Source organism: Roseomonas chloroacetimidivorans, from assembly GCF_049629625.1.
Lineage (GTDB): Bacteria > Pseudomonadota > Alphaproteobacteria > Acetobacterales > Acetobacteraceae > Roseomonas > Roseomonas chloroacetimidivorans.
Genome location: NZ_JBNBZS010000011.1, coordinates 1 through 23,994, shown reverse-complemented (window position 1 = coordinate 23,994; position 23,994 = coordinate 1). Strand labels below are relative to the sequence as shown.

At 66.0% G+C, this 23,994-nt stretch carries 20 protein-coding genes; 14 read left to right on the top strand and 6 right to left on the bottom strand.

Features of this window, described 5'->3' with window-relative positions:
• Positions 1–7: 7 nt before the first annotated feature.
• Positions 8–1,372 carry an aminotransferase-like domain-containing protein gene (locus ACO1BU_RS09930; RefSeq protein WP_424135779.1) on the bottom strand — a complete coding sequence of 455 codons (1,365 nt, stop codon included), beginning with the start codon at positions 1,370–1,372 and terminating at the stop codon, positions 8–10.
• Positions 1,373–1,878: 506 nt separating this feature from the next.
• On the opposite strand from ACO1BU_RS09930, the gene ACO1BU_RS09925 reads away from it, so the two are divergent.
• The 4 genes from ACO1BU_RS09925 to ACO1BU_RS09910 are packed head-to-tail and all read left to right on the top strand — an operon-like array spanning position 1,879 to position 7,675.
• Complete coding sequence (locus tag ACO1BU_RS09925) at positions 1,879–3,321, top strand: enoyl-CoA hydratase/isomerase family protein (RefSeq protein WP_424135778.1); 1,443 nt, start codon at positions 1,879–1,881, stop codon at positions 3,319–3,321.
• Positions 3,318–4,910, top strand: a complete 1,593-nt coding sequence (locus ACO1BU_RS09920; protein ID WP_424135777.1) for a class I adenylate-forming enzyme family protein — start codon at positions 3,318–3,320, stop codon at positions 4,908–4,910. Before ACO1BU_RS09925 ends, ACO1BU_RS09920 begins: the two co-directional genes overlap by 4 nt.
• Positions 4,910–6,631, top strand: coding sequence for a thiamine pyrophosphate-binding protein (locus tag ACO1BU_RS09915; protein WP_424135776.1), 1,722 nt, complete (start codon positions 4,910–4,912; stop codon positions 6,629–6,631). The genes ACO1BU_RS09920 and ACO1BU_RS09915 overlap by 1 nt, the downstream gene beginning before the upstream one ends.
• Positions 6,632–6,673: 42 nt before the next feature.
• Entirely contained in the window at positions 6,674–7,675 is a 1,002-nt protein-coding gene (locus ACO1BU_RS09910; RefSeq protein WP_424135775.1) for a Bug family tripartite tricarboxylate transporter substrate binding protein, read from the top strand.
• A gap of 69 nt (positions 7,676–7,744) precedes the next feature.
• Here the strand turns inward: ACO1BU_RS09910 and ACO1BU_RS09905 are convergent, their stop codons facing one another.
• Positions 7,745–8,656, bottom strand: coding sequence for a LysR substrate-binding domain-containing protein (locus tag ACO1BU_RS09905; protein ID WP_424135774.1), 912 nt, complete (start codon positions 8,654–8,656; stop codon positions 7,745–7,747).
• Between the two features lie 149 nt (positions 8,657–8,805).
• Positions 8,806–9,591 (bottom strand): alpha/beta fold hydrolase, encoded by a 786-nt coding sequence (locus ACO1BU_RS09900; RefSeq protein WP_424135773.1) that lies wholly within the window; start codon positions 9,589–9,591, stop codon positions 8,806–8,808.
• Between the two features lie 263 nt (positions 9,592–9,854).
• Between ACO1BU_RS09900 and ACO1BU_RS09895 the strand changes: the two genes are divergently transcribed.
• The 6 genes from ACO1BU_RS09895 to ACO1BU_RS09870 all read left to right on the top strand — a co-directional run bounded on the left by ACO1BU_RS09895 (position 9,855) and on the right by ACO1BU_RS09870 (position 17,139).
• A complete protein-coding gene (locus ACO1BU_RS09895; RefSeq protein WP_424135772.1) occupies positions 9,855–10,742 on the top strand; it encodes an FAD binding domain-containing protein in 888 nt (295 codons plus the stop codon).
• A gap of 15 nt (positions 10,743–10,757) precedes the next feature.
• Positions 10,758–11,246, top strand: coding sequence for a (2Fe-2S)-binding protein (locus ACO1BU_RS09890; protein WP_424135771.1), 489 nt, complete (start codon positions 10,758–10,760; stop codon positions 11,244–11,246).
• On the top strand, positions 11,239–13,713 hold the full coding sequence (locus ACO1BU_RS09885) for a xanthine dehydrogenase family protein molybdopterin-binding subunit (protein WP_424135770.1): 2,475 nt from the start codon (positions 11,239–11,241) through the stop codon (positions 13,711–13,713). The genes ACO1BU_RS09890 and ACO1BU_RS09885 overlap by 8 nt, the downstream gene beginning before the upstream one ends.
• Entirely contained in the window at positions 13,713–14,441 is a 729-nt protein-coding gene (locus ACO1BU_RS09880; RefSeq protein WP_424135769.1) for an enoyl-CoA hydratase/isomerase family protein, read from the top strand. The genes ACO1BU_RS09885 and ACO1BU_RS09880 overlap by 1 nt, the downstream gene beginning before the upstream one ends.
• Before the next feature lie 24 nt (positions 14,442–14,465).
• On the top strand, positions 14,466–15,446 hold the full coding sequence (locus ACO1BU_RS09875; RefSeq protein WP_424135768.1) for a Bug family tripartite tricarboxylate transporter substrate binding protein: 981 nt from the start codon (positions 14,466–14,468) through the stop codon (positions 15,444–15,446).
• Between the two features lie 439 nt (positions 15,447–15,885).
• Entirely contained in the window at positions 15,886–17,139 is a 1,254-nt protein-coding gene (locus ACO1BU_RS09870; RefSeq protein WP_424135767.1) for an MFS transporter, read from the top strand.
• Positions 17,140–17,371: 232 nt separating this feature from the next.
• Here the strand turns inward: ACO1BU_RS09870 and ACO1BU_RS09865 are convergent, their stop codons facing one another.
• Together ACO1BU_RS09865 and rutA are read right to left on the bottom strand one after the other, a co-directional pair.
• Positions 17,372–18,418 (bottom strand): Ldh family oxidoreductase, encoded by a 1,047-nt coding sequence (locus ACO1BU_RS09865; protein WP_424135766.1) that lies wholly within the window; start codon positions 18,416–18,418, stop codon positions 17,372–17,374.
• Between the two features lie 176 nt (positions 18,419–18,594).
• Positions 18,595–19,680 carry a pyrimidine utilization protein A gene (rutA, locus tag ACO1BU_RS09860; RefSeq protein ID WP_424135765.1) on the bottom strand — a complete coding sequence of 362 codons (1,086 nt, stop codon included), beginning with the start codon at positions 19,678–19,680 and terminating at the stop codon, positions 18,595–18,597.
• A gap of 282 nt (positions 19,681–19,962) precedes the next feature.
• Between rutA and ACO1BU_RS09855 the strand changes: the two genes are divergently transcribed.
• Positions 19,963–20,790, top strand: a complete 828-nt coding sequence (locus ACO1BU_RS09855) for a TerC family protein (protein WP_424135764.1) — start codon at positions 19,963–19,965, stop codon at positions 20,788–20,790.
• On the opposite strand, the gene ACO1BU_RS09850 is transcribed toward ACO1BU_RS09855, so the two are convergent.
• Complete coding sequence (locus ACO1BU_RS09850) at positions 20,753–21,541, bottom strand: SDR family NAD(P)-dependent oxidoreductase (RefSeq protein ID WP_424135763.1); 789 nt, start codon at positions 21,539–21,541, stop codon at positions 20,753–20,755. The genes ACO1BU_RS09855 and ACO1BU_RS09850 overlap by 38 nt on opposite strands.
• Positions 21,542–21,571: 30 nt before the next feature.
• Here ACO1BU_RS09850 and ACO1BU_RS09845 point away from each other — a divergent pair, with 30 nt between their 5' ends.
• The 3 genes from ACO1BU_RS09845 to ACO1BU_RS09835 are packed head-to-tail and all read left to right on the top strand — an operon-like array spanning position 21,572 to position 23,830.
• Positions 21,572–22,465 carry a YicC/YloC family endoribonuclease gene (locus ACO1BU_RS09845; RefSeq protein ID WP_424135762.1) on the top strand — a complete coding sequence of 298 codons (894 nt, stop codon included), beginning with the start codon at positions 21,572–21,574 and terminating at the stop codon, positions 22,463–22,465.
• Positions 22,462–23,085, top strand: coding sequence for a guanylate kinase (gmk, locus tag ACO1BU_RS09840; protein WP_424135761.1), 624 nt, complete (start codon positions 22,462–22,464; stop codon positions 23,083–23,085). The genes ACO1BU_RS09845 and gmk overlap by 4 nt, the downstream gene beginning before the upstream one ends.
• Before the next feature lie 13 nt (positions 23,086–23,098).
• Positions 23,099–23,830, top strand: coding sequence for an AEC family transporter (locus ACO1BU_RS09835; protein ID WP_424135968.1), 732 nt, complete (start codon positions 23,099–23,101; stop codon positions 23,828–23,830).
• The last annotated feature ends 164 nt before the right edge of the window (positions 23,831–23,994 follow it).

The following is a 23,994-nucleotide window of genomic DNA, read 5'->3' as shown; positions in this document are numbered from 1 at the left end:
GCCCGTCCTATACGAGGGCGCGGCCGTTGTTCCTGTCGAGGATCTCGGCGAGGACCTCGAAGGCACGGCGCAGATCCTGAGCCCGCTCGACCGCGCCGAAGCAGATACGTAGGCCGCGCGGTGCGGGGGCCCCCGGTGCTTCCGTCGGCAAGGCCAGCATGACGCCGCTTGCCGCGGCCTCCGTGATGATTTCGGCCGGCGGCCGCGAGAGCGGAAGCCAGAGATGGAAGGCGGGCGCCGCCCCCGAGAGGCTTGCGACACAGCGCCCGAGTATCTCGCGCGCGAGACGGGAGCGCTCCTCCGCCACAACGCGTTTACGCTCGGATAGCGTCGCGACGCCACCGGAGCGCAGCAGGTGCACCGCAGCCGCAGCCGCCAGCGGCGATGCCATCCAGCCGGTGCTCCGGAAAGCGCCATCAGCACGCTCGCGCAGATGCTCAGGCGTTGACAGGGCACCGATGCGCAGGCCGGGTGCCACGCATTTCGCGAGGCTGTTGACATAGAGCACCCGCTCCGGCGCCAGGGCCGCCAGCGGGACGGTACCCGGCGAGAGGAAGGCGTAGACATCGTCCTCGATAGCGAGGGCGTCGTGCCGCCTCAGTACGGACACGACCGCATTGCGCCGTGCCTCCGACATGATGGTGCCCGTGGGGGTCTGCAGCGTCGGCATGCAGTAGAGCAGACGAGCGCCGGTGGCGGTGAAGGCAGCATCCAGCGCCTCGGGGATCAGTCCCTCGCCGTCGATCGGAACACCATGGAGCGCATGGCCGAGCCGCTCGGCCAGTCCCACGATGCCGGGGAAGGTAACCGCCTCCGTCAGCAGGATTCCGCCCGGGGGCTGGGCCGTCATCATTGCGACGGCGATGGCGTGTTGTGCCCCGTTGCACAGGAACAGTCGGTTTACCGGCACTGAAAGGCCCGTATCTCGGGCGATCCAGGCAGCGACCTCGGCGCGGTGCGCCGCGAGCCCGGCATGGGGCAAATAACCGAGTAGCTCGGCCAGTTCGCCGCTCCGCCCGACCTCAAGCAGGGCATTCTCTACCAGCGCGGCATCACCCGTATCCGGCGGCACATTGAGGCTCATATCGATCGTGCGAATGGCGTCCCGCGATGCCGCATGGTGGCCGGCCGCCCGCAGGCCAACCAGGGCAGGCGCATTGACGAAGGTGCCGCGCCCAACCTCGCCGGAAGTCAGGCCACGCCGCTCGGCCTCTGCATAGGCCTTTGCCACGGTGCCGACGGCCAGGCCCAGGCGGCTGGCCATCTCCCGCTGTGGCAGCAGGCGGCTACCGCGGGGAAGAAGGCCGGAGGCGACATCCTGTGCCAATGCCTCCACGATCGCCAGATACTGAGGACCCTGCTGGCTGCGCAAACGCGGAAGCCAATGAGATGCGGCACCTGCATCCGGATCGCTCACATCCGGCCGCGACGCATTGCGGATAAGCGATGGCGACGCGGTCAGAACGGCCTTTGAAGGGGCGAGACGGTCGGAACCTGCCATGCATCACCCCCTACGCGGCCCCATAGCGAAGCGCAACATTGGTGCAATGCACCACGGAATTGAACGATTGAACCAGGACTTCTAAGGGCAAATCCTGAATTGAACTAGGACGATTATTGACTGATGCGATTCAATCCGGCAGCGTGGTCGTCGAAACAGACACCGCCAAAGGCGGGTTCCCGAGCGACTGCCGGGAGAAGGAGGAACATGCCGTTCAAGATCTCCCGTCTCCGTCGACGAAGCTTGCGCCGCACCGGCCGGTGATCCGGAAAGGTCTGCCCTCCGCCGAGTGAAAGGCGTCCGGCAGCATCAAGCCGCTCCTGCGCAAGCTTCCTTTCCTGCAGCGGCTCGCTCCAAAGCCAAGAGGCTGTGTTCTGATGATTGATGTGATCCCCGTGCAAGATCGAGCCGGTCGGCTTTGTGCAGCAGGCCTGTCTGCCTCTGGACTCGAGGCCTTCCTGCATGCGCTGGATCGCTGTGCCCAGAATACCTCGGCCGCCGCTTCCCTGCAGGATGATGCGGCGGCCCTGCGCCTCGTCTACGCCCGCGCCCGCTCGCTTCTGGCCGAGATGCCGCTGCGTTCGCAACGCAACCCCGCACAGAAAGGTGGCGGCGAGGCGCTGGTGCATTTGGCCGCGGCCGCGGCACGCGACTTCTTCCGGCGGCATGCCGTCGGGCTTTACGCCGACATCACCGATGGCGGCTCTCGCTCTCTGCGGGTGGACGATCTGCTGCGGGAGGCCGCAGCCCGGCTTCCCGGCATCCTGCCGACCGAGGCCGAGCTAGCCGAGGAAAGCCAGCTGATGCAGCAGGACAAGGATGGGATGGAGATTCCTCAGGGGCTCTTCATCAGCCAGGTCATGAGCGACCGTGCCTCCGGCCTGCACCTGGTCCGCGCCATGCTGAGACCCAAGGCGGAATCGCTCGCCTTGCTGGACGAGTTCGTGCGCAACGGTCGCATCGACCTGGGCACGATCCGTGTCGAGGTCGAGGGCGAGACGGCCTATGTCTACATCCATAACGAGCGCTACCTGAACTCGGAGGACGACACGACGGTCGGTCCGATGGAGATGGCGGTCGATCTCGTGCTGCTGCATCCGGGCGTGCGCATGGGCGTGCTGCGCGGCAGCGTCCTGGATCACCCCAAATACAAGGGGCGGCGCGTGTTCTGCTCCGGCATCAATCTCACCCGCATCTATCAGGGCAAGCAGAGCTACATTTCCTTCCTGTATCGCAACCTCGGGCTCCACAGCAAAATCTATCGCGGCATTCTGCCTCAAGGGCTGGCCGACAGCCTGGAAGCGCCGATGGACGAGCCTGAGGAGACGACCGAGAAGCTCTGGGTCGCTGTGGTCGAGGCCTTCGCGATCGGTGGCGGATGCCAGCTGCTGCTGGTTGTCGACTATGTCATCGCGGAGGAGGGTTCCTACTTCAATCTGCCTGCGCGGAAGGAGGGCATCCTTCCTGGCGCGGCGAATATGCGCCTGCCACGCTTCGTTGGGGAACGTCTGGCTCGCGAGGCCATCATGTTCGACAGGACCTTCCGTGCCGAGACGCCGGAAGGCCGCATGATCGCGAACCAGGTCGTGCCCCGCTCGGAGATTGATCAGGCCGTGCGCGATTGCGTCGCCAATGCGGTCGGCTCCGGCATGGTGAGCGCGGGGGCGAACCGTAAGGCCATCCGGGTGCAGACAGAGCCGATGGACCAGTTCCGGACCTACATGGCCACCTATGCGCGCGACCAGGCCTTCTGCCATCTGAGCGAGCAGCTGGTCCGCAATCTCGAGCGCCATTGGAACGCTAAGGAGCGCAAGCTGTGACCACGACGCTTGGCGGGATGCTGCGCAGCAACGGGCAGGTCTTCGCTTCGCGCATGGCCATCCGTGACGACACCGGCACGCTGCGCTGGGATGCCTATGTCGATCGAATCGCTCGCACGGCCGCTGCGATGCGGCGGATGGGCCTCGGAGCTGGTGACCGCTTCGCCATCCTCGCGCGCAACAGCGTGGCGCAAGCCCTGCTGATCAATGCGGGCTATTGGAGCGGGATGGTGCCGGTGCCGCTCAACTACCGGCTGGCCCCTGCGGAGATTTCGCAGCTTCTGGAAGACGCGGCGTGCCGCGCCCTCTTCGTGGACGCCGCTCTTCAAAGCCTGCTCCAGAACTCGGAGATGGCCGGCTGGACCGACCGGGTCACGGTGATCGATGCCGCTGCAGGAGTCGGCACGCAGGACGCTTGGTCGGTCAGCGTCGCGGCCGCGACGCCGCTTCCACTGCACCCCGGCCATGAGGCTGATGACGCATTGCTGCTCTACACCGGCGGCACCACCGGCCGCGGCAAGGGTGTCAGGCTTTCCCACCGCAACATCCTTTCCAACGCGCTGCAGTTGGCGCGCGTCATGCAGGCCTGCGCTGACGATGTGTATCTGCATGCCGCGCCCATGTTCCATTCGACCGACCTGAAATCCACCGTGGTCAGCCTTTTCGGCGGGAGCCATGTCTATCTGCCGGATTTCAGCGCGGCCAGAGTGCTTCGGGCGGCGGAGCGGCATGGTGTCACGATCCTGAGCCTGGTGCCGACGATGGTGGCGCGGGTGCTGGATGATGCGCAGCCGTCCGACTACATGCTCCGTGCCCTGCGGCTCATCAGCTATGGCAGCTCCCCCATGGATGAAGGTGTGCTGTTGCGTGCCATGAGGGCGTTCCCGCAGGTGGGCTTCCATCAGTGCTACGGGATGACCGAGGCCTCCCCTTTTGTCGCGCTGTTGGACGAGGCGACGCACCGCCGAGCGGTTGGGGAGAACCGGCCGGATCTGCTGCGTGCCGCGGGCCGGCCCTTGCCGGCTACCGAGTTCCGCTTCCTGGATGATGCCGGCCGTGACGTGGCGACGGGCCGCGAGGGTGAGATTGCCGTGCGCGGGCCGCAAGTTGCCTCCGGGTACCTGAACCGCCCGCAGGACCAGGCAGCCGCCTGGCGTGATGGGTGGTTCCTGACCGGCGATATCGGGCGGCTGGACGAAGAAGGCTTCGTGCATGTGCTTGGCCGCAAGAAGGAAATGGTGATCACCGGCGGTGAGAACGTCTACACCCGCGAAGTTGAGGCGGTTCTGCTGCAGCACCCGCAGGTGGCCGAGGCGGCAGTGGTCGGCGTTCCCGATCCTCGCTATGGCGAGGCGCTTCTAGCCGTTCTGGTGCCCGCTGCCGATGGTCCGCCACCGGCACCCGATGCGCTTATTGCATTTTGTCGCGGGCACCTAGGCGGCTTTAAGATTCCAAGGCAGTACCGGTTCGTGACGCAGCTGCCGCGCACGCCGCTGGGCAAAATTCGCAAGCACGAGATCATTTCAGAGTATTTGCAGGCCGCCGCCACGCAGTCCTCGGACGCACGGGCGCCCATGGAGACACCGTGATGACCAGCATGCCCTCGCATTCCCCTGCCGCCGCGCTTCCGCCGCGGACCGGGGGGCAGGTGGTCGTGGATGCATTGCGTATCCATGGCGTGGACACGGTCTTCAGCGTGCCTGGTGAAAGCTTCCTGCCGGTGATCGACGCGCTTTACGGCGCGCGTGACCAAGTGCGGCTGGTGACCTGCCGCCAGGAAGGCGCAGCCGCTCATATGGCGGAGGCCTATGGCAAGCTGCGCGGCGTGCCCGGTGTATGCCTGGTGACACGCGGACCCGGTTCCACGAATGCGAGCATCGGTATCCACACGGCGCAGCAGGATTCCACTCCGATGGTGGTGCTGGTTGGGCAGGTCAGCCGCCGCTCCATCGGCCGCGAGGCTTGGCAGGAGATGGACCTACCCCGCGTGTTCGGCGCCATTGCCAAATGGGCCGTTCAGGTGGAGCAGGCGGAGCGCATTCCCGAAATCCTGGCACGCGCCTTCCAGGTCGCAACTTCTGGCCGCTGTGGCCCAGTTGTCGTCGCGCTGCCGGAGGACCTGCTCTACGAGACAGTGCAGGTGGCTGATACGGGTGCCTATCGTCCCGTGCAGGCGAATCCGGGCCATGACGATATGCAGCGCCTGCGCGCAATGCTGGCAGAAGCGCGGCGGCCGCTGGTCATCCTGGGCGGTAGCGGCTGGAACCGCGGGGCATGCGAGGCGATGGCCGAGTTCGCGCGCCGTTTCACCCTGCCCGTCGGCACGGCTTTCCGCCGCCAGGACCTGATCGACAATCACGATCCGCATTTTATTGGGGATATCGGCCTGGGCATTAACCCCGCTCTGGCCCGGCGCGTGCGCGATGCCGACCTCGTGCTGGCGATCGGCACCCGGCTGAGCGAGACAACCTCGCAGGACTACACCTTGCTGGGCGCCCCGTGCCCGGCACAGACGCTGGTGCATGTGCATGCCGATTCCGGTGAGTTGGGCCGGGTGTACCAGGCGGCGCTGCCGATCCAGTCGGGCATGCCGGCCTTCGCAGCAGCGGCGGCGGCACTGGAGCCGGTGGACACGACACGCTGGCAGGGTTGGACTGCGGCCGCCCGCGCCGACTATCTGGAGAGCATCGCGCCCACACCCATGCCGGGGGCGCTGAACATAAGCGAGGTGATGGCCCACCTGCGGGATGTGCTTCCGGCCGACGCCATCATCACCAACGGCGCCGGAAACTATGCGGGATGGGTGCATCGCTTCTACGGTTATCGCGGTTTCCGCACACAGCTCGCGCCGACCAGTGGCGCCATGGGATACGGAACGCCTGCCGCCTGCGCGGCGGCACTCATGCATCCGGAGCGCGTGGTGGTCTGCTTTGCCGGCGATGGCTGCTTCCAGATGAACATGCAGGAGCTGGCGACAGTGCGCCAATACGGCCTGCACATCATCTTTATCGTCATCAACAACGGCATGTTCGGCAGCATCCGCATGCACCAGGAGATGAATTATCCTGGAAACGTCTACGGAACGGCCATCGAGAACCCCGACTTCGCCCTACTTGCCCGTGCCTATGGGCTGCGGGGAGAAGCGGTAGAGCGCACGGAGGACTTTCCCGCCGCTTTCGCCCGCGCCCGGAACGCGGACGGTGCGTCGGTTCTGGAGCTGCGCATCGACCCCGAGGCGATCACGCCCCGCACCACGCTCAGCGCCCTGCGGGAGAAGGCTTTGGCCTCGCGCCAGATCGCGACTGCCTAAGAAAAACGAGAACACAGGCCAGAGCTTCGAGGAGGAAGCGACATGCAAGACAAACGCGTCCTTCGCCGTACCGTGATGACGGTGATGGCCTCGGCCCTGGGAGCGGGAGCGACGGCGAGCGCCTTTGCGCAACCAGCCGGCACCTGGCCGAACCGCCCGCTCCGCATTCTCGTGCCCTATGCGGCGGGCGGCTCGACGGACATCCTTACGCGTCTGCTGGCGCAGCAGCTCAGCGAGGAACTCAGGCAGTCCGTTGTGGTGGAGAACAAGGGAGGCGCCGGGGGCAATCTGGGGGTCACCTCTTTCGTCGCGTCGAGCTTTGACGACCACTATTTCCTGATGGTCAGCCAGTCCCAGATCTCGATCAATCAGTTTCTCTTCAAGTCGAGCCTGGGTTACGATCCCGTGGCGGATCTTGTGCCGGTGGGATTGGTAGCGCAGACGGCAAATGTCATCGTCGTGCCACCGAGCCTGCCCGTGACGACGTTCAAGGGGCTGATCGACTACTGCAAGGCTCGTCCCGGTAAGGTGGCTTATTCCAGCGCGGGTGTTGGCAGCACGGGGCACCTGCTGAATGAGTTGCTTAAGACTACAACCGGAATCGATATTGTTCATGTGCCCTATAAGGGCAACGGGCCAGCAATGCAGGCCGTGCTGGCCGGGGACGTACAGTTCAACACGGACAACATGCCGCAGCTTCTGCAGCAGATTAAAGGTGAAAGGTTGCGTCCGCTGGCGGTCACCTCCGCGCAGCGCTGGCCGCAACTCCCTGAAGTGCCAACCGTCGCTGAGTTGGGCTACCCGTCCCTCACCACCGCGGTCTGGTTTGGTTTGGTCGCGCAGTCGAGGATGCCACGGCAGACGGTCGACCGCATGAACGCAGCCATCAACAAGGTCCTGACGCAGCCGGGCTTCGAGGCAAAGCTGCGGGAGAACAGCCTGGAAGCTACGCCCGGAACGCCGGAGAAGATGGCGCAGCAGGCAGAGAGCGAGCGCCGTCGCTGGAGCGCCGTCGTAGAAGCTTCGGGCGCAACGGCGGAGTGAGATCTGCTCCGGAATCGGAGGCGTGTCGGAGTGGAACGCGGGGAATGGCGGTTGAAAGACGGTGGCCCTTCAGCCGCCCTGGACTGCGGACAAGGTCATGGACTCCTCCGTGTCCCGTCCCTCCCGCATCAGCCACTCGATGAAGTCATTGATCAACGGCGTGCGGGCAGGGGCATTGGCATAATAGCGCCTTTGCTTTGCGGCGAGCATGCCGAAGGGCGCGCAAAGCCGGCCGGCGATGATATCGTCGATCGTGAGGAAGATTGGCACGAGCACCACGCCTAGTCCCTCGGCCGCAGCCTGCAGTGCGAAGTACATCTGTTCGAATTGCAGTGTTCCCGCCGGCCGTAGATGGGGAACGCCGGCGGCCTCAAGCCATTCCGGCCAAGAATAGGGCTGGGTGGCATAGGCGATCAGGGTGCAGCTGGCGAGGTCTTGCGGCTCTCGCAGCTTTCCCCGCTCGGCCAGGTCCGCATGGCAGACCGGCACGATCACCTCGGTCATGAAGGGTTCGGACACGGCGGCCTGAAGAGGTGCCTGGGCGCCCCGAATGGCAATATCGTACCGGCCGTCAAAGATAACTGGGCCCAGCGAAGTGGTCATGCGCACCTCCACTTCGGGATGCCGCCGCTGGAAGCTGGACATGCGGGGAATCAGCCACCGCATGGTGAAGGTGGGCGGGGCGTTAACCTGCAGTGTTCCCGGCGCAGCCTGATCTCGCAGATGCAGCGAGGCAAGGGCGAGGCGGTCAAGTGCAGCCGTGGCTTCGGCGAGATAGGCGCGCCCTGCCTCGGTCAGCACCAGTTGGGCGGGGCGGCGCAGGAAGAGCGGTACTCCGAGCCATGCCTCGAGCTGCGCCACATGCCTGCTGATGGCGCCGTGGGTCACGCCCAGTTCCGCAGCTGCCTTGGTGAGGCTGGAGTACCTGCCTGCGGCCTCGAAGGCTCGAACGGCGTTGAGGGGGGGCAGGCGGCGGTTCATTCGAAGCGGGCCAGTGATCCGGATTCTGTCCTGATCACTGAAACGCGTGATCGTGCAAAGGACAAGTATCAGCTCCTCCGCACCCCGGCAATTTGCCGGGAAGCTGGAGTTGCCCTCCCGCTGAGATTCGGAGAAGCCGTGGCCGGTCGCTAGGCGACTTTCGCCATATGCTGAGTAAGTGCTGAGCGAATCGCCTTTGTCACCCCAGCCGCGCATTCGAAGGTCGGAATATGCGCCCCGGCCGGAATAACGGTCATCGCACTGCCGGGGATGGCAGAATGAATGGTCTGCGCGGCCTCCGGCGGCGTCGACAGATCCTTTTCCCCCACGATGATGGTCGTCGGGCAGTTGATTCGACCTCGCACGGAGTCGGGTGTCACATCCCGTAACGCCTCCGCCGCGCCGGCATAGCCCTCTGGCGGCGTGCGCAGCAGCATCTGGCGCAATCCCAGGGCGCTAGGCTGGGCAGCATCCACAACCCAGCGTGCCATCACCGCATCCGCGATCGCCTCGATGCCGCTTGCGCGGACGACGTCCGCACGATGTTGCCAAAGATCGGCCGGTGGAAAGGTCAGCGCCGTGTCGCAAAGGATCAGTGTCTCTACCGCGTCCGGCGCAAGAGCGGCCATCTCGAGTGCGATCCGGCCGCCGATGGAAATTCCGGCCACATGGGCTCGCCTGATCCCAAGTTGCTTGAGAAGGCCTAGAACATCGTGTGCGAGCGATGGAATGTCATAGGGCCCGGCCGTGACCTCGGTCAGCCCATGGCCGCGCATGTCCGGCCGCAGCACGCGGAAGCTTCGTGACAGAGCTGAGGCCTGCGGATCCCACACATGCAGCGAGGTGCCGAGGGAGTGCAGCATCAGCAGCACTGGCGCATCGGCTGGGCCTTCCTCCACATAATGCACGAGCAGGTCGCCAACACGTTCGAACATGGCCGTCACTCCTCCCCATTGTCCTGGCCGACCCAGAAGGCGGCGGAGGCTGGCACGGGCCACAGGATCGACGGAAGTGCCCACGTTGTGAGAATTTATCACACCACATCAGGAAATCTGATTTGCGGGGACGGTGTTGGGGCGCCTAACAGCCACGAGCGCTCATCCCCTGTGGATGGGCAGGATCACAAAATTCGGGAGGATGTGATGACCGCCCATCGTTCGCGTCCGGGCATGCATCCCGGCCTCCGGGGCCGCGCAGCATGAAGGCCGCCCCTTTCGACTACATCCGTCCTGAAAGCCTTGACCAGGCTCTCGAAGCGCTGACGCAAAATGGCCCCGATGCCAAGCTGATCGCCGGTGGCATGAGCTTGGTTCCGATGATGGCCATGCGCCTGGCGCGCCCGTCACTGCTGGTCGACGTTAACCGGCTGGACACCCTGCGCGGGATATCCATTGGCCCCAGCACGGTTGTCATCGGCGCTACCACTCGGCAGCGCGATCTTCAGGAGAGCGCAGCGCTGCGTGAGGCTGTTCCCCTGATCAGTGCCGCTCTTCACTGGGTGGGCCATGTGCAGACGCGCAATCGCGGTACGCTGGGCGGCAGCCTCGTCCATGCCGATCCCTCCGCAGAGCTGCCCCTGGCCGCACTCATGCTGGATGCACGTATTCACCTGCGCAGCCAGGTCGACGGCGAGCGCCAGATCGGCGCCTCCGAGTTCTTCATTGCCCCGATGTTCACGGCAACGGGCGAGACCGAGTGCGTGACAAAGATCGAGTTCCCGGTCTGGGAAGGCCCGGGCGTCGCCTGCGCCTTCGAGGAGACGGCGATCCGGCACGGCGACTTCGCCATCGCCTCCGCCGCCTGCCAGCTTCAGCTTGACGGGGCTGGCGTCTGTCGCCGCGCGGCCATTGGCCTCGGCGGCATGGCTGGAACACCGCTGGCCTTCCCGGAACTCGCGGCCGCGCTCGTGGGCCGCCGGATCGATGCCGGTCTGGCGAAGGACGTCGCGCAGGCTGCGGTGGAGCGCAGCGAGCCCGGCAACGATCTCCAGGCAGATGCCGATTATCGCCGCCACCTCGCCACCGTGCTGCTGACACGCGTGATCCTCCGCGCCGGAGCGGCCCCCGTCGCCGCCCTGGCTGCCTGAAGGAAGAGTTCAGAAATGTCCTCAACCCCCCTCGCCACGGTGGAAATCACCGTGAACGGCCGCGCCTATCGCCGTGCCGTTGAACCCCGCACCACCCTGGTGGACTTCCTGCGCGAGACGCTGGGTCTCACGGGCACGCATGTCGGTTGTGAGCACGGCGTCTGCGGCGCCTGCTCCGTGCTGCTGAACGGCGATCCGATCCGCTCCTGCTGCATGTTCGCTGTTCAGGCTGATGGTCTGTCCGTCACCACGGTGGAGGGGCTGGCGCCGGAGCGCGGCAAGCTCTCCGCCCTGCAGGATGCCTTTTGCGAGGCGCATGCGATGCAATGCGGCTACTGCACCCCGGGCATGCTGATCGCCTGTCAGGACCTGCTCACCCGGAGCCCCCATCCGGATGAGGAAGAGATCCGCGAGGCGATCGGCGGCAATCTCTGCCGCTGCACCGGTTATCAGCAGATCGTAGACGCTGTGAAGCTGGCGACGGGAGCTCCCGCTCATGGCTAATGCGCCGCGCGACAAGGCCTATGAGGCTTTCCGCTATATCGGCCGCCGCCGCCGCGCGGTGGAACATCGCCGCTTCGTCGTGGGGCAGGGCCGCTACGCGGCGGATATCCAACCGCCTGGCCTGCTCCATGTCGCCATTGTCGCCAGCCCTCATGCCAGCGCGCGCATCGTCTCGATCGATGCCTCCGCCGCGCTTGCCGTGCCAGGCGTTCACGCCGTTCTCACCGGGGATCAGCTGACGCCGGATCTGGAGCCGATGCTGCCCGGCGTGGATGCGCCGAAGGTGGAACGCTATCCGCTGGCCAACGGCGTGGTGCGGTATGTCGGCGAATGGGTCGTCGCGGTGGTGGCTGAGACGCGCGCCCTTGCCGAGGATGCGAGCGAACTCGTCCAGATCGAGTACGAGGCCACGCCGCATATCATGGACCCCGAGAAGGCCATGGAGGACGGGGCGCCGCTCGTGCACCCGGCCCACGGTTCCAATGTGATCTTCCGGCGCGTCTTTAGCTGGGGGCCGGTCGAGGCTGACTGCGCCGCCGCGGAACACCAGCTTTCCTATCGCGTACGATGGGCGCGATCCTCGACCGTGCCGATCGAAACCTTCGTGGTCACCTGCGATTGGAACGACGCTACGGAGATGCTGGATGTCTGGGCGTCGATCCAGATGCCGAAATATCCGGACCTGCTCGCGCGCAGCCTGCGGCTGCCCGGGAATTCCGTGCGCGTCCATTTCGACGTCGATGTGGGCGGCAGCTACGGCGTCAAGCGCGGGCTGAAGCACTCCATCCTCGTTGGCTATCTTGCCAGGATGCTCGGCCGCCCGGTTCGCTTTCTTGAGGACCGGCTGGAGAATATGCGCGGCGGCGACATGCAGGGGCCGGACCGTATTTTCGACGTCACCATGGCGTTCGATTCAGACGGCACGGTGCGTTCCATGAGAATGCGCGCGGTGGACGATATCGGTGCCTATTCAGGCCGCTCTCCGCTTCAGCTTGGCAAGCCCGTGGGCGCAATCGTCGGGCCGTACCGAATCAAGAGCGTCGAGTATGACGCGGTGTCCGTCATGACCAACAAGACGCCGCAGGAGGCCGTGCGCGGCTTCGGCCAGGCGCCGACCAACTACGCGATCGAGTCGGGAATGGACCGCGTGGCGCGCTTCCTGGGAATGGACCGGATCGAGCTGCGGCGGCGGAATCTGATCAGGAAGGACGAGTTCCCCTACCTCATCCCGAGCGGCACCACCTATGACTCCGGGGATTACGAGGCGGTCCTCGACAAGGCACTGCAAGCTGCCTCTTATTCTGATCTGCTGAAGGAGCGGGATGCGCTCCGGGCCAAGGGGCTGCTGGCCGGCATCGGCGTCTCCACCTGCCTCGAGCCCTCGGGTGGGAACTCAGCCTTCGAGCCGCTGTTCAACAAGAAGAACCCGACGACGACCTGGATGGATTCCTGTCTCGTCCGGATTGACCTGAATGGCGCCGTGACGGCGCTGATGGGCACCTCCACCTCCGGCCAGGCGCATGAGACGCTCGTCTCCACCGTGGTGGGGGAAGTGCTGCATCGCGAGCCCGACAGCATCCGCGTCATTCATGCGGACTCCCTGGGCGCACTGCCGTCCAACAGCCCGGTCGGCAGCCGCATGGCGATCATGCTGGGCGGAGCCGCTGCAGGGGCAGCGCAGAAGCTGCGGAACAAGCTGATCCGCATCGCTGCGCATAACTACCAGGTGCCGCCGGACGAAATTGTGTGGGAGGACGGAAATGCGGCCCTCCGCTCCGATCCGTCGCGCTGCATACGCTGGGATGCGCTGGTCGAGATCGCGCATCGCAGATACCACGAGATGCCGGAAGGCATGGAGCCCGGACTACAGGAGAAGTTCGTCTGGGAGGTGCCGACGGGCGGCCAGATGCCGACCGAGGATGGCCGCGTGCAGATGTATCCCTGCCATTCCTTCGAGTCCCATGTCGTGCTGGCGAGTGTGGATCCGGAGACGGGCAAGGTGACGCTGCACCGCTATGCGGTGGGGCATGACTGCGGCGTGATGATCAGCCCGGATGTCGTGCATGGCATGACCTATGGCGGCGTCGCGCATGGCCTCGGTGCTGCGCTGATGGAGCGCTTCGCCTTCTCCGAGGACGGTCAGTTCCTCTCTGGAAGCTTCGTCGATTACCTCATGCCCAGTTCGCATGAGGTGCCTGCGATCACCATCGCGGATCACTGCACGCCCTCTCCGCTCACCACCTTCGGCCAGAAGGGCTCGGGCGAGGCAGGGTATCTCGGTGGCCCCGCGGCCATTGCTGGCGCCATCAACGATGCGCTTGCTGAGCGTGGGGCTTCGATCGATGCCCTGCCGATGACGCCCCCTGCGATCTGGCGCGCCTTGGGCGCCGCCACAGGATCCGGTTCCATTCATTCCGCGCCGGCCAGACGTGAATTGTCGCCGGCCCTTCAAGGAGAGCACCGCTGATGTCTGATCCCCTCTCGATCGTCCAGGATGGGCGCCTGCTGCGCATCACCTTCGGGCGGGAGGACGGCGGTGTGTCCGATGGCATGGCCGCCCGGATGAGCGAGACGCTGCTCCGCGCGCATGAGACCTCGGATGCCGTGCTGCTCACTGCTGCTGGCCCGGATTTCTGCACGGGCCGCGTGCGCGAGGCCGGTGGTCCGCCCTCGCCGGAGGCCTACTCGCGCCGGCCGGAATATGACGGCATCTTCGGCAGCTACACGGCGATCCGCAACGCGCAGATTCCTGTTGTGGCCGCGATCGAAGGGCGGGCCATGGGTTATGGAACGGCTGTTGCCGCCCTATGCGATGTCTCCTTCGCCAGTGAAACGGCGCGCTTCAACATCCCGGAAATCGAGCACAATGTGATGCCGACCATGGTGATGTCCGCGATTGCCGGTCGCATGAGCCGCAACGCGATCCTTTGGATGGCCTATTCCGCCGAATTCATCGATGCGCAGCGTGCCCTGACATATGGGCTGGTCAGCCAGGTGGTTCCCGCTGCCTCGCTGAAGGATGAGGCGGAGCGCTTCTGCAAGATTCTGCTCGGCCGCCCGCGTCCGGCGATCCTTGGTCTTAAGGAATATCTGCGCGTGGCGCCGCGCATGGATGACCAGGGCGCGACCGACTACGCGCGGGCGCTGCACTCCATGGTGAACACCGCGGCGGCGATGAAGAAGCCGGCGCACTGAGCAAGACATAGGGAGGGAGGAGAGGTGATCAGGAACCCAATCGGCCGCCGGGCCGTGCTCGGCGGAGCCGCGGGACTGGCTGTGGCACCGGGTGCTTTCGCGCAGCCTGGCAAACGGACGGTGAGGATCATCGTCGGTTTTCCGGCGGGGCAGGCGACCGATACGGTCGCCCGCCTCTGGGTGGAGCGAATGGGCTCGAGGTCGCAGGACGCCTATATCGTGGACAACCGGCCAGGCCAGGGCGGCAGTATCGCCCTGGGTCAGCTCGCCCGGTCCGCGCCTGATGGCACAACGATGATGCTTGCGCATATGTCGGCGCTCTGCACCAACCCGCATGCATACCGGAGTGTTCCCTACGACACGCTGAAGGACTTCGATTGTGCCGGTCTGGTGGCCGATCTTCCCTTCGTGCTGGTCTGCAACCCGTCTCTGCCGGTGAGCAATGTCCAGGAGCTCATTCGGTATGCCCAGGCGAATCCGGGCAAGCTTACCAATGCTTCCTCGGGCAACGGCACCGTCTCACATCTGGCGATGGAGGAGGTGAAGCGCATTGGGAAGATGGAGATCACCCATGTTCCCTATCGCGGCAGCTCGCTCGGCCTGACCGACGTTATCGCGGGCACGGTTCAGGTGGCGCTGGAGACGGCAACCTCCACCATCCCCCATATCCGGGATGGGCGGCTGAAAGCTCTGGCTTCGGGAACGCAGAAGCGGCTGGCCAGCTTGCCGGACCTGCCCACGCTGTCGGAGCAGGGGATCCCGGGGGTGACGGCCGTGACCTGGCTCATGGCCCTCTACCCCAAGGGAACGGCCCGCGAGACGCTGAAGGAGACCTTCGACACTATCAACGTGACCATGCGCGGGCCGGAGATCGAGCAGCGCCTGCTCACGATTGGCGCGGTTCCCCGCTACAGCGCGAGTCTGGAGGAGGCGCAGAATTTCATGCGCGAGGAGTTCGTGCGCTGGGGCGAGATCGTTCGCCGCAATAACGTCGAGATGGAGTAGCAGGATCAACCTGCCCCTGGTCTGATTCGGGGGCAGGTCGTTACTTTTCGGTGCCGTGTCCGACGGCACAGCCGGGGGCCGCCGGACCGGCGGCTATAGGGAATAGCGGTCTGGCGCCACCTACGCCGGGACCTCCTACACGGGGCTGTGCTGGGTATTTTGCCGGAAGGCTGCAGCGGCCTATCCGCACTTGAAAGGTCATCGCCCGGACCTGAATGGTGGAACCTGATCCTCTGCCGGCTCGTTTCTTGTCCGCCTGGCTCCGGCGCAGACCTTTGCTCCGTAGGCTCGCTGCCGCGGGATAGGCTGCCCCATTTCAAGCGAATACCGGGTCTGATCTGCCTGCGTTTGCATCGGCGCGCCGGCTATGGGACGGAAGTTCCTCGTACGCGGACGGGGCCAACAAGAGCGCCGGCCGGAATTAAGGGGGAAGCAGCCATTGTCATCGCGCGAGGACCTGCCCCCTGATCCCGAGAAGAGCGCCCCGGCGGAGGAGACACGCCTTCTGCTGCTCGTGTCGCTGGCCCACCTCGTCAGTCATATTCATATCCTAGCCTTGCCGCCGCTCTTTCCCTTTCTCCGTGAGAGCCTGAATGTCGGGTTCGTCGAGCTCGGCTTCGCCTTGACGGTCTTCAATGTCGTCTCGGCCGTGGTCCAGGCGCCCGTCGGCTTCGTCGTGGATCGGGTTGGGCCCCAGCGCGTTCTCGCGGCCGGCCTCGGCGCCGGAGGATTGGCTCTGCTGTCCATTGGCCTGATCGGGACCTATACTTGGCTGCTCGTCGCGGCGGCGCTGGCAGGGCTGGCCAATGGTGTTTACCACCCGGCGAACTATGCCCTGCTTTCCACCGGCATCTCCCCAGGGCGAATGGGACGGGCCTTCTCCCTGCATACCTTCGCTGGCTATCTCGGCACTGCCATTGCTCCCACGCTTCTGATCGGGCTTGCGGTCCTGGCGGGGGCCGGGACAGCGCTCGCCGCGGCAGGGCTCGTGGGAATTCTGCTGGTCGCTTTTATTTTGCGGCTGCGTTCACCCGAGCCGAAGGGACAAGGCCAGAACCTGCCCCGGGGGCGAAAGGCGAGCCAGGAGGGCGGAACTGGTTCGGTGTTCACCCCCGCGATTCTGTCACTGACCGTGTTCTTCGCCCTGCTCAGTCTCTCCAATGGCGCGATTCAAAATTTCTCGGTTGCCGCCCTGCTCAGCGGTTACGGCGTGACTCTCAGCCAGGCCAATATCGCCCTGACCGGCTTCCTGATGCTCAGTGCCCTTGGCGTGCTGGTGGGCGGTCTTCTGGCCGACCGGACGCGGCGGCATGGCGACGTTGCCGCCATAGCATTTGCTTTGACGGCGTTGTTGACCCTGCTCATTGCCGTCGCGGATCTCGGGCCCGTGCTACTGATGGTTACCATGGGCGGGGCCGGCTTCCTGTCCGGCGTCATCGCACCGTCGCGGGACATGATGGTGCAGGCCGCCGCACCGCCCGGCACGACGGGCCGTGTCTTCGGGGTTGTCTCCACCGGCTTCAACATCGGAGGAGCCGTTGGGCCGCTGCTGTTCGGCTGGATTCTCGATCATGGGGCACCGCGTTGGGTCTTCGGCGCGGCCGTAGGCTTCATGCTGCTGACCGTGGCGATGGCCCTTTGCGACCGGTGGAGGGCCCGCCACCGGGGGGCTGTTGCCACGCCGGCCGAATAGCTGGCTTCGGCGAGTGGGCCGTCGAGCGCCGGGGCGGCTCGCCTCGGCCCTTGGCGAGAAGGCCGAGATAGCTTTCGCTGGGTACGCAAAGACCCCGCCGATCCCAAGATTGCGCAGGGGCGGCGACGATGGCCTTACCGACGGTCATGGGCTTGAGCTTTGGACGGTCTGCGGCGCGTGCTCTTCGGCCAGTGAAAAAGTGGGCGGCGCATTCACGCCGCCCAGGGGCGATTTACCAGCCGGATGGTAGTGCGACGCCCAGTTCGCGGGCGGTCTTGGATAGATCCCGCCATGTCTGCTCCGGCAGCACGAGGCCATCGCGGGCATGCCGCTCCTCGTTCCGGGCCTCGATTTCGCCGGGGTAGAACACCTCCTCGGTGCCTTCCATGGGCGGGACGGACTTGATGCCCGCGATCATCTCCTCCATCCGCGCCTCGAAGCGCCCGAGCGGACCGAAGGCTTCAATGTTCAGCGCCATCACGAAATGGCCGCAGCGGCTGCGCTTCTCCGCCTGATAGGGACCGTTCACCTCGTTCATGATGCCGCTGCCGGAGAGTACGCCGGACAGCACGTCCATCATGACCGTGATCCCATAGCCCTTGTGCTCGGCCATCGGCAGAATGACGCCGCCCAGCGCGGCCACCGGATCGGTGGTGCGGCGCCCCTGGGCGTCGATGGCCCAACTCTCCGGGATGGGGATGCCCTTCTGGCGGGCCAGGAAGATCTTGCCGCGGGCGACGACGGTGTTGGCGATGTCCAGCATCATCGGTGCGTGCCGCCCGGCTGGCGCGGCGATAGACCAGGGATTGTTGCCCAGCAGCTTCGTCCGGCCACCCCAGGGGGCCATGGCCGGGCTGCCATTGGTGGCCAACATCCCGACGCAGCCCTGCGCGGCCGCCATGCGCGTGAAATAGCCCAGGGCTCCGTGATGGTTTGAATCCCGCACCGAGACGATGCCAACGCCGTGCTTCTTCGCGCGGTCGATCGCATCCTGCATGGCGCGCCGGGTGATCACCTGGCCCACGCCATCCCGCGCGTCGATCACGGAGATTGCGCCGGCATCCACGAGCACTTCCGGATTCGTGACCGGCTTCATCGTGCCCGCACGCACCCGGTCGATATACCAGGCGGCGCGCAGCACGCCGTGGGAGGAGTGGCCCCACATATCGGCCCGAACCAGCGTCTCGGCGACAAAGGCCGCATCCTCGCCGGGCAGACCGGCGGCACCGAAGAGGGCGGTGACGAAGTTACGCAGTGCGTCAGGCGTGACTGGGGTCAAGTTTTGCTTCCTCCTGGCCGACCTTGGATGGGTCGAACCAGATCGTAAGCATAGCCCCGATATTGTCGTGCAGGGGTGGCATTCGTGCCGGCGCTGGCGCGGGTGCCTGCTTCGGACTGCAGGGCGGCGTTGAACCAGCCCGGGGAGGGCGGCGGCTTCCCCCCCCGCCGGAGCCATCAGGCCGGTATGGGGCTCCTTACCCGGGCACGGCAGCGCATCAGCGGCTGGATGTGCCGGCCGAAGGCTTCGATGCCCTCCAGGAAGTCGTCGAAGGTCATCATCACGCCGGCGAGACCGGGTACCTCCGCCATTTCGTCCAGCATCCGGGCGACGGAGGCGTAGGAACCGACCAGCGTGCCCATGTTCAGGTTGATGGCGCCCTCGGGCAGTGCATAGCGGGCCGAGTTGGTGTCCCCGCCTGAGCGGGTGTCGGCGGCGGCCTGGTTGCCCATCCAGGCGATCGCCTCGGTGTCGGCGCCATCCTGGTAGTGGTGCCACTTGGCCATCGCTTCCTCGTCCGTCTCGGCCGCGATGATCATGATCAGGGCGAGGGAGCCGACCTTGCGGCCTGTTTTCGCGGCGGCGGCCTGCACACGCTCGGTGGTCGCCGTGATGGCTTTGGGGGTGTTGATTCCCTGGCCCAGGCAGAAATTGTAGTCGGCATATTTCGCCATGAATTCCAGGCCGGGGCCGCTCTGGCCGGCGCAGACGATTGGGATGTCCTTCTCTGGCTTCGGAAGCAGGCGGCAGTCATCCATCTGGAAAAACTCGCCCTTGAAGTCGGACTGGCCGGTGCGCCAGAGCTCCTGCGCGATCCGGGCGTATTCAGAAAGGTGCTCGTAGCGGCGGCTGAAATGCTCGTCGCCAGGCCAGAGGCCCATCTGGGCGTATTCCGGGCGCTGCCAGCCGGTGATGAGGTTCACGCCGAAGCGACCCGGCGCGATGGAGTCAATGGTGACGGCCATGCGAGCCATGATAGCCGGGGGCAGCACCAGGGAGGCGGCCGTGGCGAAGAGCCGGATACGGTCCGTAACGGCGGCCAGCCCGGCCATGAGCGTGAAGGATTCCAGGTTGTAGTCCCAGAACTCCGTCTTTCCGCCGAAGCCACGCAACTTGATCATGGAGAGGAGGAAGTCGAGGCCGTAATGCTCGGCCTTTTGCGCGATGGCTTTGTTCAACGCAAAGCTGGGCTTGTATTGCGGGGCGTTGGACGAAATCAGCCAGCCATTGTTACCGATGGGAATGAAAACGCCAACTTCCATGCGCCTGCTGTCCTCTGCATGAGATCGGGGTACGGGCTCCAGAGCAAGACCCGTTCCAGACGCGCAGCAGCGCCGGAGCAAGTGATGAGCTCGGCCCTGAAAGTCTTGTGGTGCGGCCGGAATGTTACGGTACGCATCGAGGTCCGTAACAGCGTCCCGAGCTGGAGCGTCAACTGTACCTTTGGGCCGAAATAGCAGGCTCCCCGAGGTCAGGGGCCTTTCAGCTTTGCGATGGCCTCCCCATACAGGGCAGGCAGATTACAAAGAGGACATGTTAACGCCGTGGAAGCCGAGATCGTCGTCGCTCTTTTGGCCCTGATTGGGATGGAGGTGGTCCTCGGGATCGACAATCTCGTCTTCATCGCGATCTTGACCAACCGGCTACCGGTGGAAAGACGGCGCTCCGCAAGGTTGATCGGGTTAGGGCTGGCCGTGGTGTTGCGCCTGGCCATGCTGGCGGGGGTGGGGTGGCTTATCTCTCTTACCCAGCCGCTGGTCACGGTCTGGGGCATGGACTTCTCCGGCAAGGATCTGATCCTGATCGCCGGCGGGCTCTTTCTGATCGGCAAGGCGGTGATGGAGATCCATCATCGCGTGGACCCGGAGTCCCAGGCTCATGCGCAGGCCGCCAATGCCGTCACGGCGAATTTCGGGGCGACGGTGGTGCAGATCATCCTGATCGACATGGTCTTCAGCGTGGACAGCATTCTGGCCGCGGTGGGGCTGACGCAGGTGATGTGGGTGATCGTGGTGGCGATCTTGGTTTCCGTCATGGTCATGCTGCTGTCGATGGATGCGCTGTCGAACTTCATGGAGAAGAACCCGACGGTGGTGATGCTGGCCCTGGCCTTCCTGGTGATGATCGGCATGGTGCTGCTGGGCGAAGGCTTCGGCTTCCATGTGCCGAAGGGCTTCGTATACGTCGCCATGGCCTTCGCGGCGGCGGTGGAGGGGCTGAACATCTGGGCGCGGCGCTCGCATGCTCGGCGCGCGGTCAGCCCGACCAGCTCCACCGTGGCGGCGCCGGGGCAGGCTTCCTTGAGCCAGGCAGCGGCTATGGACTCCGCGCTGTCTAACCCTGCGGCCCGGCCTTCGCGGGAAGGCGGCTGAGCCAGGCGGGCGGCAGCGCGCCGCTGAGGCGCGCCGCCGCATAGAGAGCGCGGGGGAAAACGACCCGCGCCCGGCCGCGCGCGATGCCGGAAAGGGTTCGGCGCGCGGCATCCTCCGGCTCCATTAGTCCGGGCATGGGGAACTGGTTAGGCGCTGTCATCGGCGTGCGGATGAAGCCGGGGCAGATGGCGTGCAGGCGGAGGCCGTCCCGCCGGGCGGTGGCGTCGGTGGCCTCGGTCCAGCGCTGCAGGGCCGCCTTGGACGCGCAATAGGCGGGTGCGCCGGGCGAGGCCATGAAGGCGGCGATCGAGGCGATGGCGGCGATCCGGCCGCGGATGCCGTCGGGGCCAGGCGGCTGGATCCGCATCATTTCCGCTCCCGGCAGGATGGTGTTGAGGGCGCCGGTCAGGTTCACGGCAAAGATGCGGGCTACCTGGTCGGACGTTTCGTGGGTGCCCCCGGTGCCGGCGGAGGTGCCGGCATTGGCGATGAGAAGGTCCAGCCCACCGGTTCCATGCACCCATTCGGCGGAGGCCGCCGCGTCGGTCACGTCGAAGCTGGTTTCCGTGACGGCGGCGCCGGCGGCGCGGCAGGCCTCGGCCGTGGCGGCGAGGCGGGCGGTGTCGCGGCCGGACAGGTGCAGGGTACGGCCGGGGGCGGCGAGTTCGCGGGCCAGGGCGGCGCCAAGACCGGAGGAGGCGCCGGTGATCGCCGCGCGGCGCCAGGGCCAGTGTTCGCCAGTGCCTTGCATCGCGCCCTCTCCCGCCGCAGAAGGCCGCACATGGCCATCCGATCCATGACCGGCTTCGCGCGCGCCACCGGCACCCTGCCGGACGGTACCGCTTTCACCTGGGAACTCCGCAGCGTCAACGGGCGCGGGCTGGATGTGCGGCTCCGCCTGCCGGGCGGGCTGGACGCGCTGGAGGTGCCGTTGCGTGAGGCGGCCGCGGCGCGCTTCGCACGGGGGAACGTATCCGCCAACCTGACGGTGAAGCGCGAGGACCGGGCGCCAAAGCTGGTACTGGACCAGGCGGCGCTGGAGCGCGCCATGGCTCTGGTGCAGGAATTGGCGGAGCGGATGCCCGGGGCGGCACCGCCGCGGCCCGAGGCGGTGCTGGCCCTGCCTGGCGTGCTACGCACCGAGGTGGAGGTGCCGGACGAGGCGGCCGAGGCGGCGCGCCGCACGGCGGTGACCGATGGCTTCCAGCAGGCCCTGGCCGAATTGTTCGAGGCGCGGGCGGCGGAGGGAGCGCGGCTGCACGCCATCCTGACCACCCTGCTGGACGAGATCGCGGCACTGCGCGAGCAGGCGGTGACGCAGGCCGCGACGCAGCCGGAGGCGCACCGGGCCCGGCTGACCGCCGTGCTGACGGATCTGCTGGAAGGCGACCGGCGCGTGCCGGAGGAGCGGCTGGCGGCGGAGGTGGCGCTGCTGGCCGCACGATCGGACGTGCGGGAGGAACTGGATCGGCTGGGTGCGCATGTGGAGGCAGCGCGGGCGCTACTGGCCGATGCGGCGCCGGTTGGACGGAAGCTGGAATTCCTGACGCAGGAATTCGGGCGGGAGGCCAACACGCTGGGCGCAAAGTCCGGCAGCCTGGCGCTGACGCGGATTGCCTTGGAACTCAAAGCAGCTATTGAGCGGCTGCGCGAGCAGGCGGCGAACGTGGAATGACGAATATGAAGCGGCGCGGTCTGTGCCTGGTTCTGGTGGCGCCCTCCGGGGCCGGGAAGACGAGCGTGTCGCGCGCGCTGCTGACGCGGGAGAGCGAGCTGTCGCTCTCCATTTCCGCGACCACCCGCGCGGCGCGGCCGGGGGAGGTGCATGGCGTGCACTACTTCTTCCACACGCCCGAGGAGTTCGAGGCGATGGAGGCGGCCGGCCACTTCCTGGAAAGCGCGCATGTCTATGGCAAGCGCTACGGCACCCCGCGCGGCCCGGTGGAGGCGGCGCTGGCCGAGGGGCGGGACGTTCTCTTCGATGTGGACTGGCAGGGGCATCTGCTGCTGCAGAAGACCATGCCCGGCGATGTGGTGGGGGTGTTCCTGATGCCGCCTTCTATCGAAGAGCTGGAGCGTCGGTTGCGCGCGCGCGGAACCGATAGCGAGGAGGAGATCATCCGCCGCATGGGCAAGGCGCGGGACGATGCCTCCCACTGGCAGGAATTCGACCATGTTCTGATCAACTCCGACTTCGCGGAAACGGTGGATACGGTCGCCGCCATCCTGCGCGCGGCGCGGACCGAGCGGGCGCGCAATCTCTGGCTTCGGGATTTCGTGGCGGCGCTGGGCTAGCCCCTTGCTCGGCGTGCTGGGGATTGTTGCCCCTGTCTTCGTGCTGATCGCGGCCGGCTATGTCGCAAGTATCCGGCGCATGGTGTCGGATGAGGGGCTGAGGGCGATCAATGACTTCGCCTTTTGGCTCTGCTCTCCGGCGCTGCTCTTCCTCTCCGCGGCATCGAGTGGCGGGCTGGCCGGGCATGGCGGGCGGCTGGAACTGGTCTTCTTTTCCGGCGCGCTGGCCATTTACGGCCTGGCATTGCTGCTTGCGCGGGTGCTGGCGCGGCGGAGCCTGACGGAAGCGGGGCTCTTCGCCATGAACTGCGCCTTCGGGAACACGCTGATGATGGGCGTGCCGGTGGCGTTGGCGGCCTTTGGGCCGGCTGGCGTCGGGCCGGTATCGGCCATTATCGGGCTCCACTCCCTGATTCTGCTGCCCTTGACCACCATCGTGGTAGAGGCGGGGATGGCAGCGGGCGCCTCGCCCCTGCGTGTGCTGCGGACCACGCTGCGCTCCGTGGCGCGGAACCCGATCGTGATGGCCGTGGTGGCGGGAAATCTCTGGGCGTTGATGTTGCCGATGCCTCCCGATTTCCTGCGTCGGACCCTGGAACTGCTGGGCGGCGGGATGAGCCCGATGCTGCTCTTCTGCCTCGGCGCCTCCTTGCGGGAGTTCCAGATTCAGCGGGATTGGGCGGATGCACTGGTGATCGGTGCGCTGAAGCTGGTTGCGATGCGAGCTATGGCCGAAACTGGGTGATGGCGATGTGAGAGAGGCGGCGTATCGAGGTGGGTGGAAGCCTGCCTGAACCTCCCGAAGGAGCGATACGCCGAGATGAGCGATACCACTGTTGTCCCCCTGCGTCAGCCGGAGACGGTCGAGGATCCGCTGACAGCGGTTTTGAGGAGCGGCGCCCGCCGGCT

Coding starts and splice junctions, on each gene's coding strand:
- ACO1BU_RS09895 (WP_424135772.1), top strand. CDS start 9,855: ATGAAGGCCGCCCCTTTCGACTACATCCGTCCTGAAAGCCTTGACCAG.
- ACO1BU_RS09885 (WP_424135770.1), top strand. CDS start 11,239: ATGGCTAATGCGCCGCGCGACAAGGCCTATGAGGCTTTCCGCTATATC.
- ACO1BU_RS09845 (WP_424135762.1), top strand. CDS start 21,572: ATGGCCATCCGATCCATGACCGGCTTCGCGCGCGCCACCGGCACCCTG.
- ACO1BU_RS09905 (WP_424135774.1), bottom strand. CDS start 8,656: ATGAACCGCCGCCTGCCCCCCCTCAACGCCGTTCGAGCCTTCGAGGCC.
- ACO1BU_RS09890 (WP_424135771.1), top strand. CDS start 10,758: ATGTCCTCAACCCCCCTCGCCACGGTGGAAATCACCGTGAACGGCCGC.
- ACO1BU_RS09910 (WP_424135775.1), top strand. CDS start 6,674: ATGCAAGACAAACGCGTCCTTCGCCGTACCGTGATGACGGTGATGGCC.
- gmk (WP_424135761.1), top strand. CDS start 22,462: ATGACGAATATGAAGCGGCGCGGTCTGTGCCTGGTTCTGGTGGCGCCC.
- ACO1BU_RS09925 (WP_424135778.1), top strand. CDS start 1,879: ATGATTGATGTGATCCCCGTGCAAGATCGAGCCGGTCGGCTTTGTGCA.
- ACO1BU_RS09880 (WP_424135769.1), top strand. CDS start 13,713: ATGTCTGATCCCCTCTCGATCGTCCAGGATGGGCGCCTGCTGCGCATC.
- rutA (WP_424135765.1), bottom strand. CDS start 19,680: ATGGAAGTTGGCGTTTTCATTCCCATCGGTAACAATGGCTGGCTGATT.
- ACO1BU_RS09900 (WP_424135773.1), bottom strand. CDS start 9,591: ATGTTCGAACGTGTTGGCGACCTGCTCGTGCATTATGTGGAGGAAGGC.
- ACO1BU_RS09850 (WP_424135763.1), bottom strand. CDS start 21,541: ATGCAAGGCACTGGCGAACACTGGCCCTGGCGCCGCGCGGCGATCACC.
- ACO1BU_RS09915 (WP_424135776.1), top strand. CDS start 4,910: ATGACCAGCATGCCCTCGCATTCCCCTGCCGCCGCGCTTCCGCCGCGG.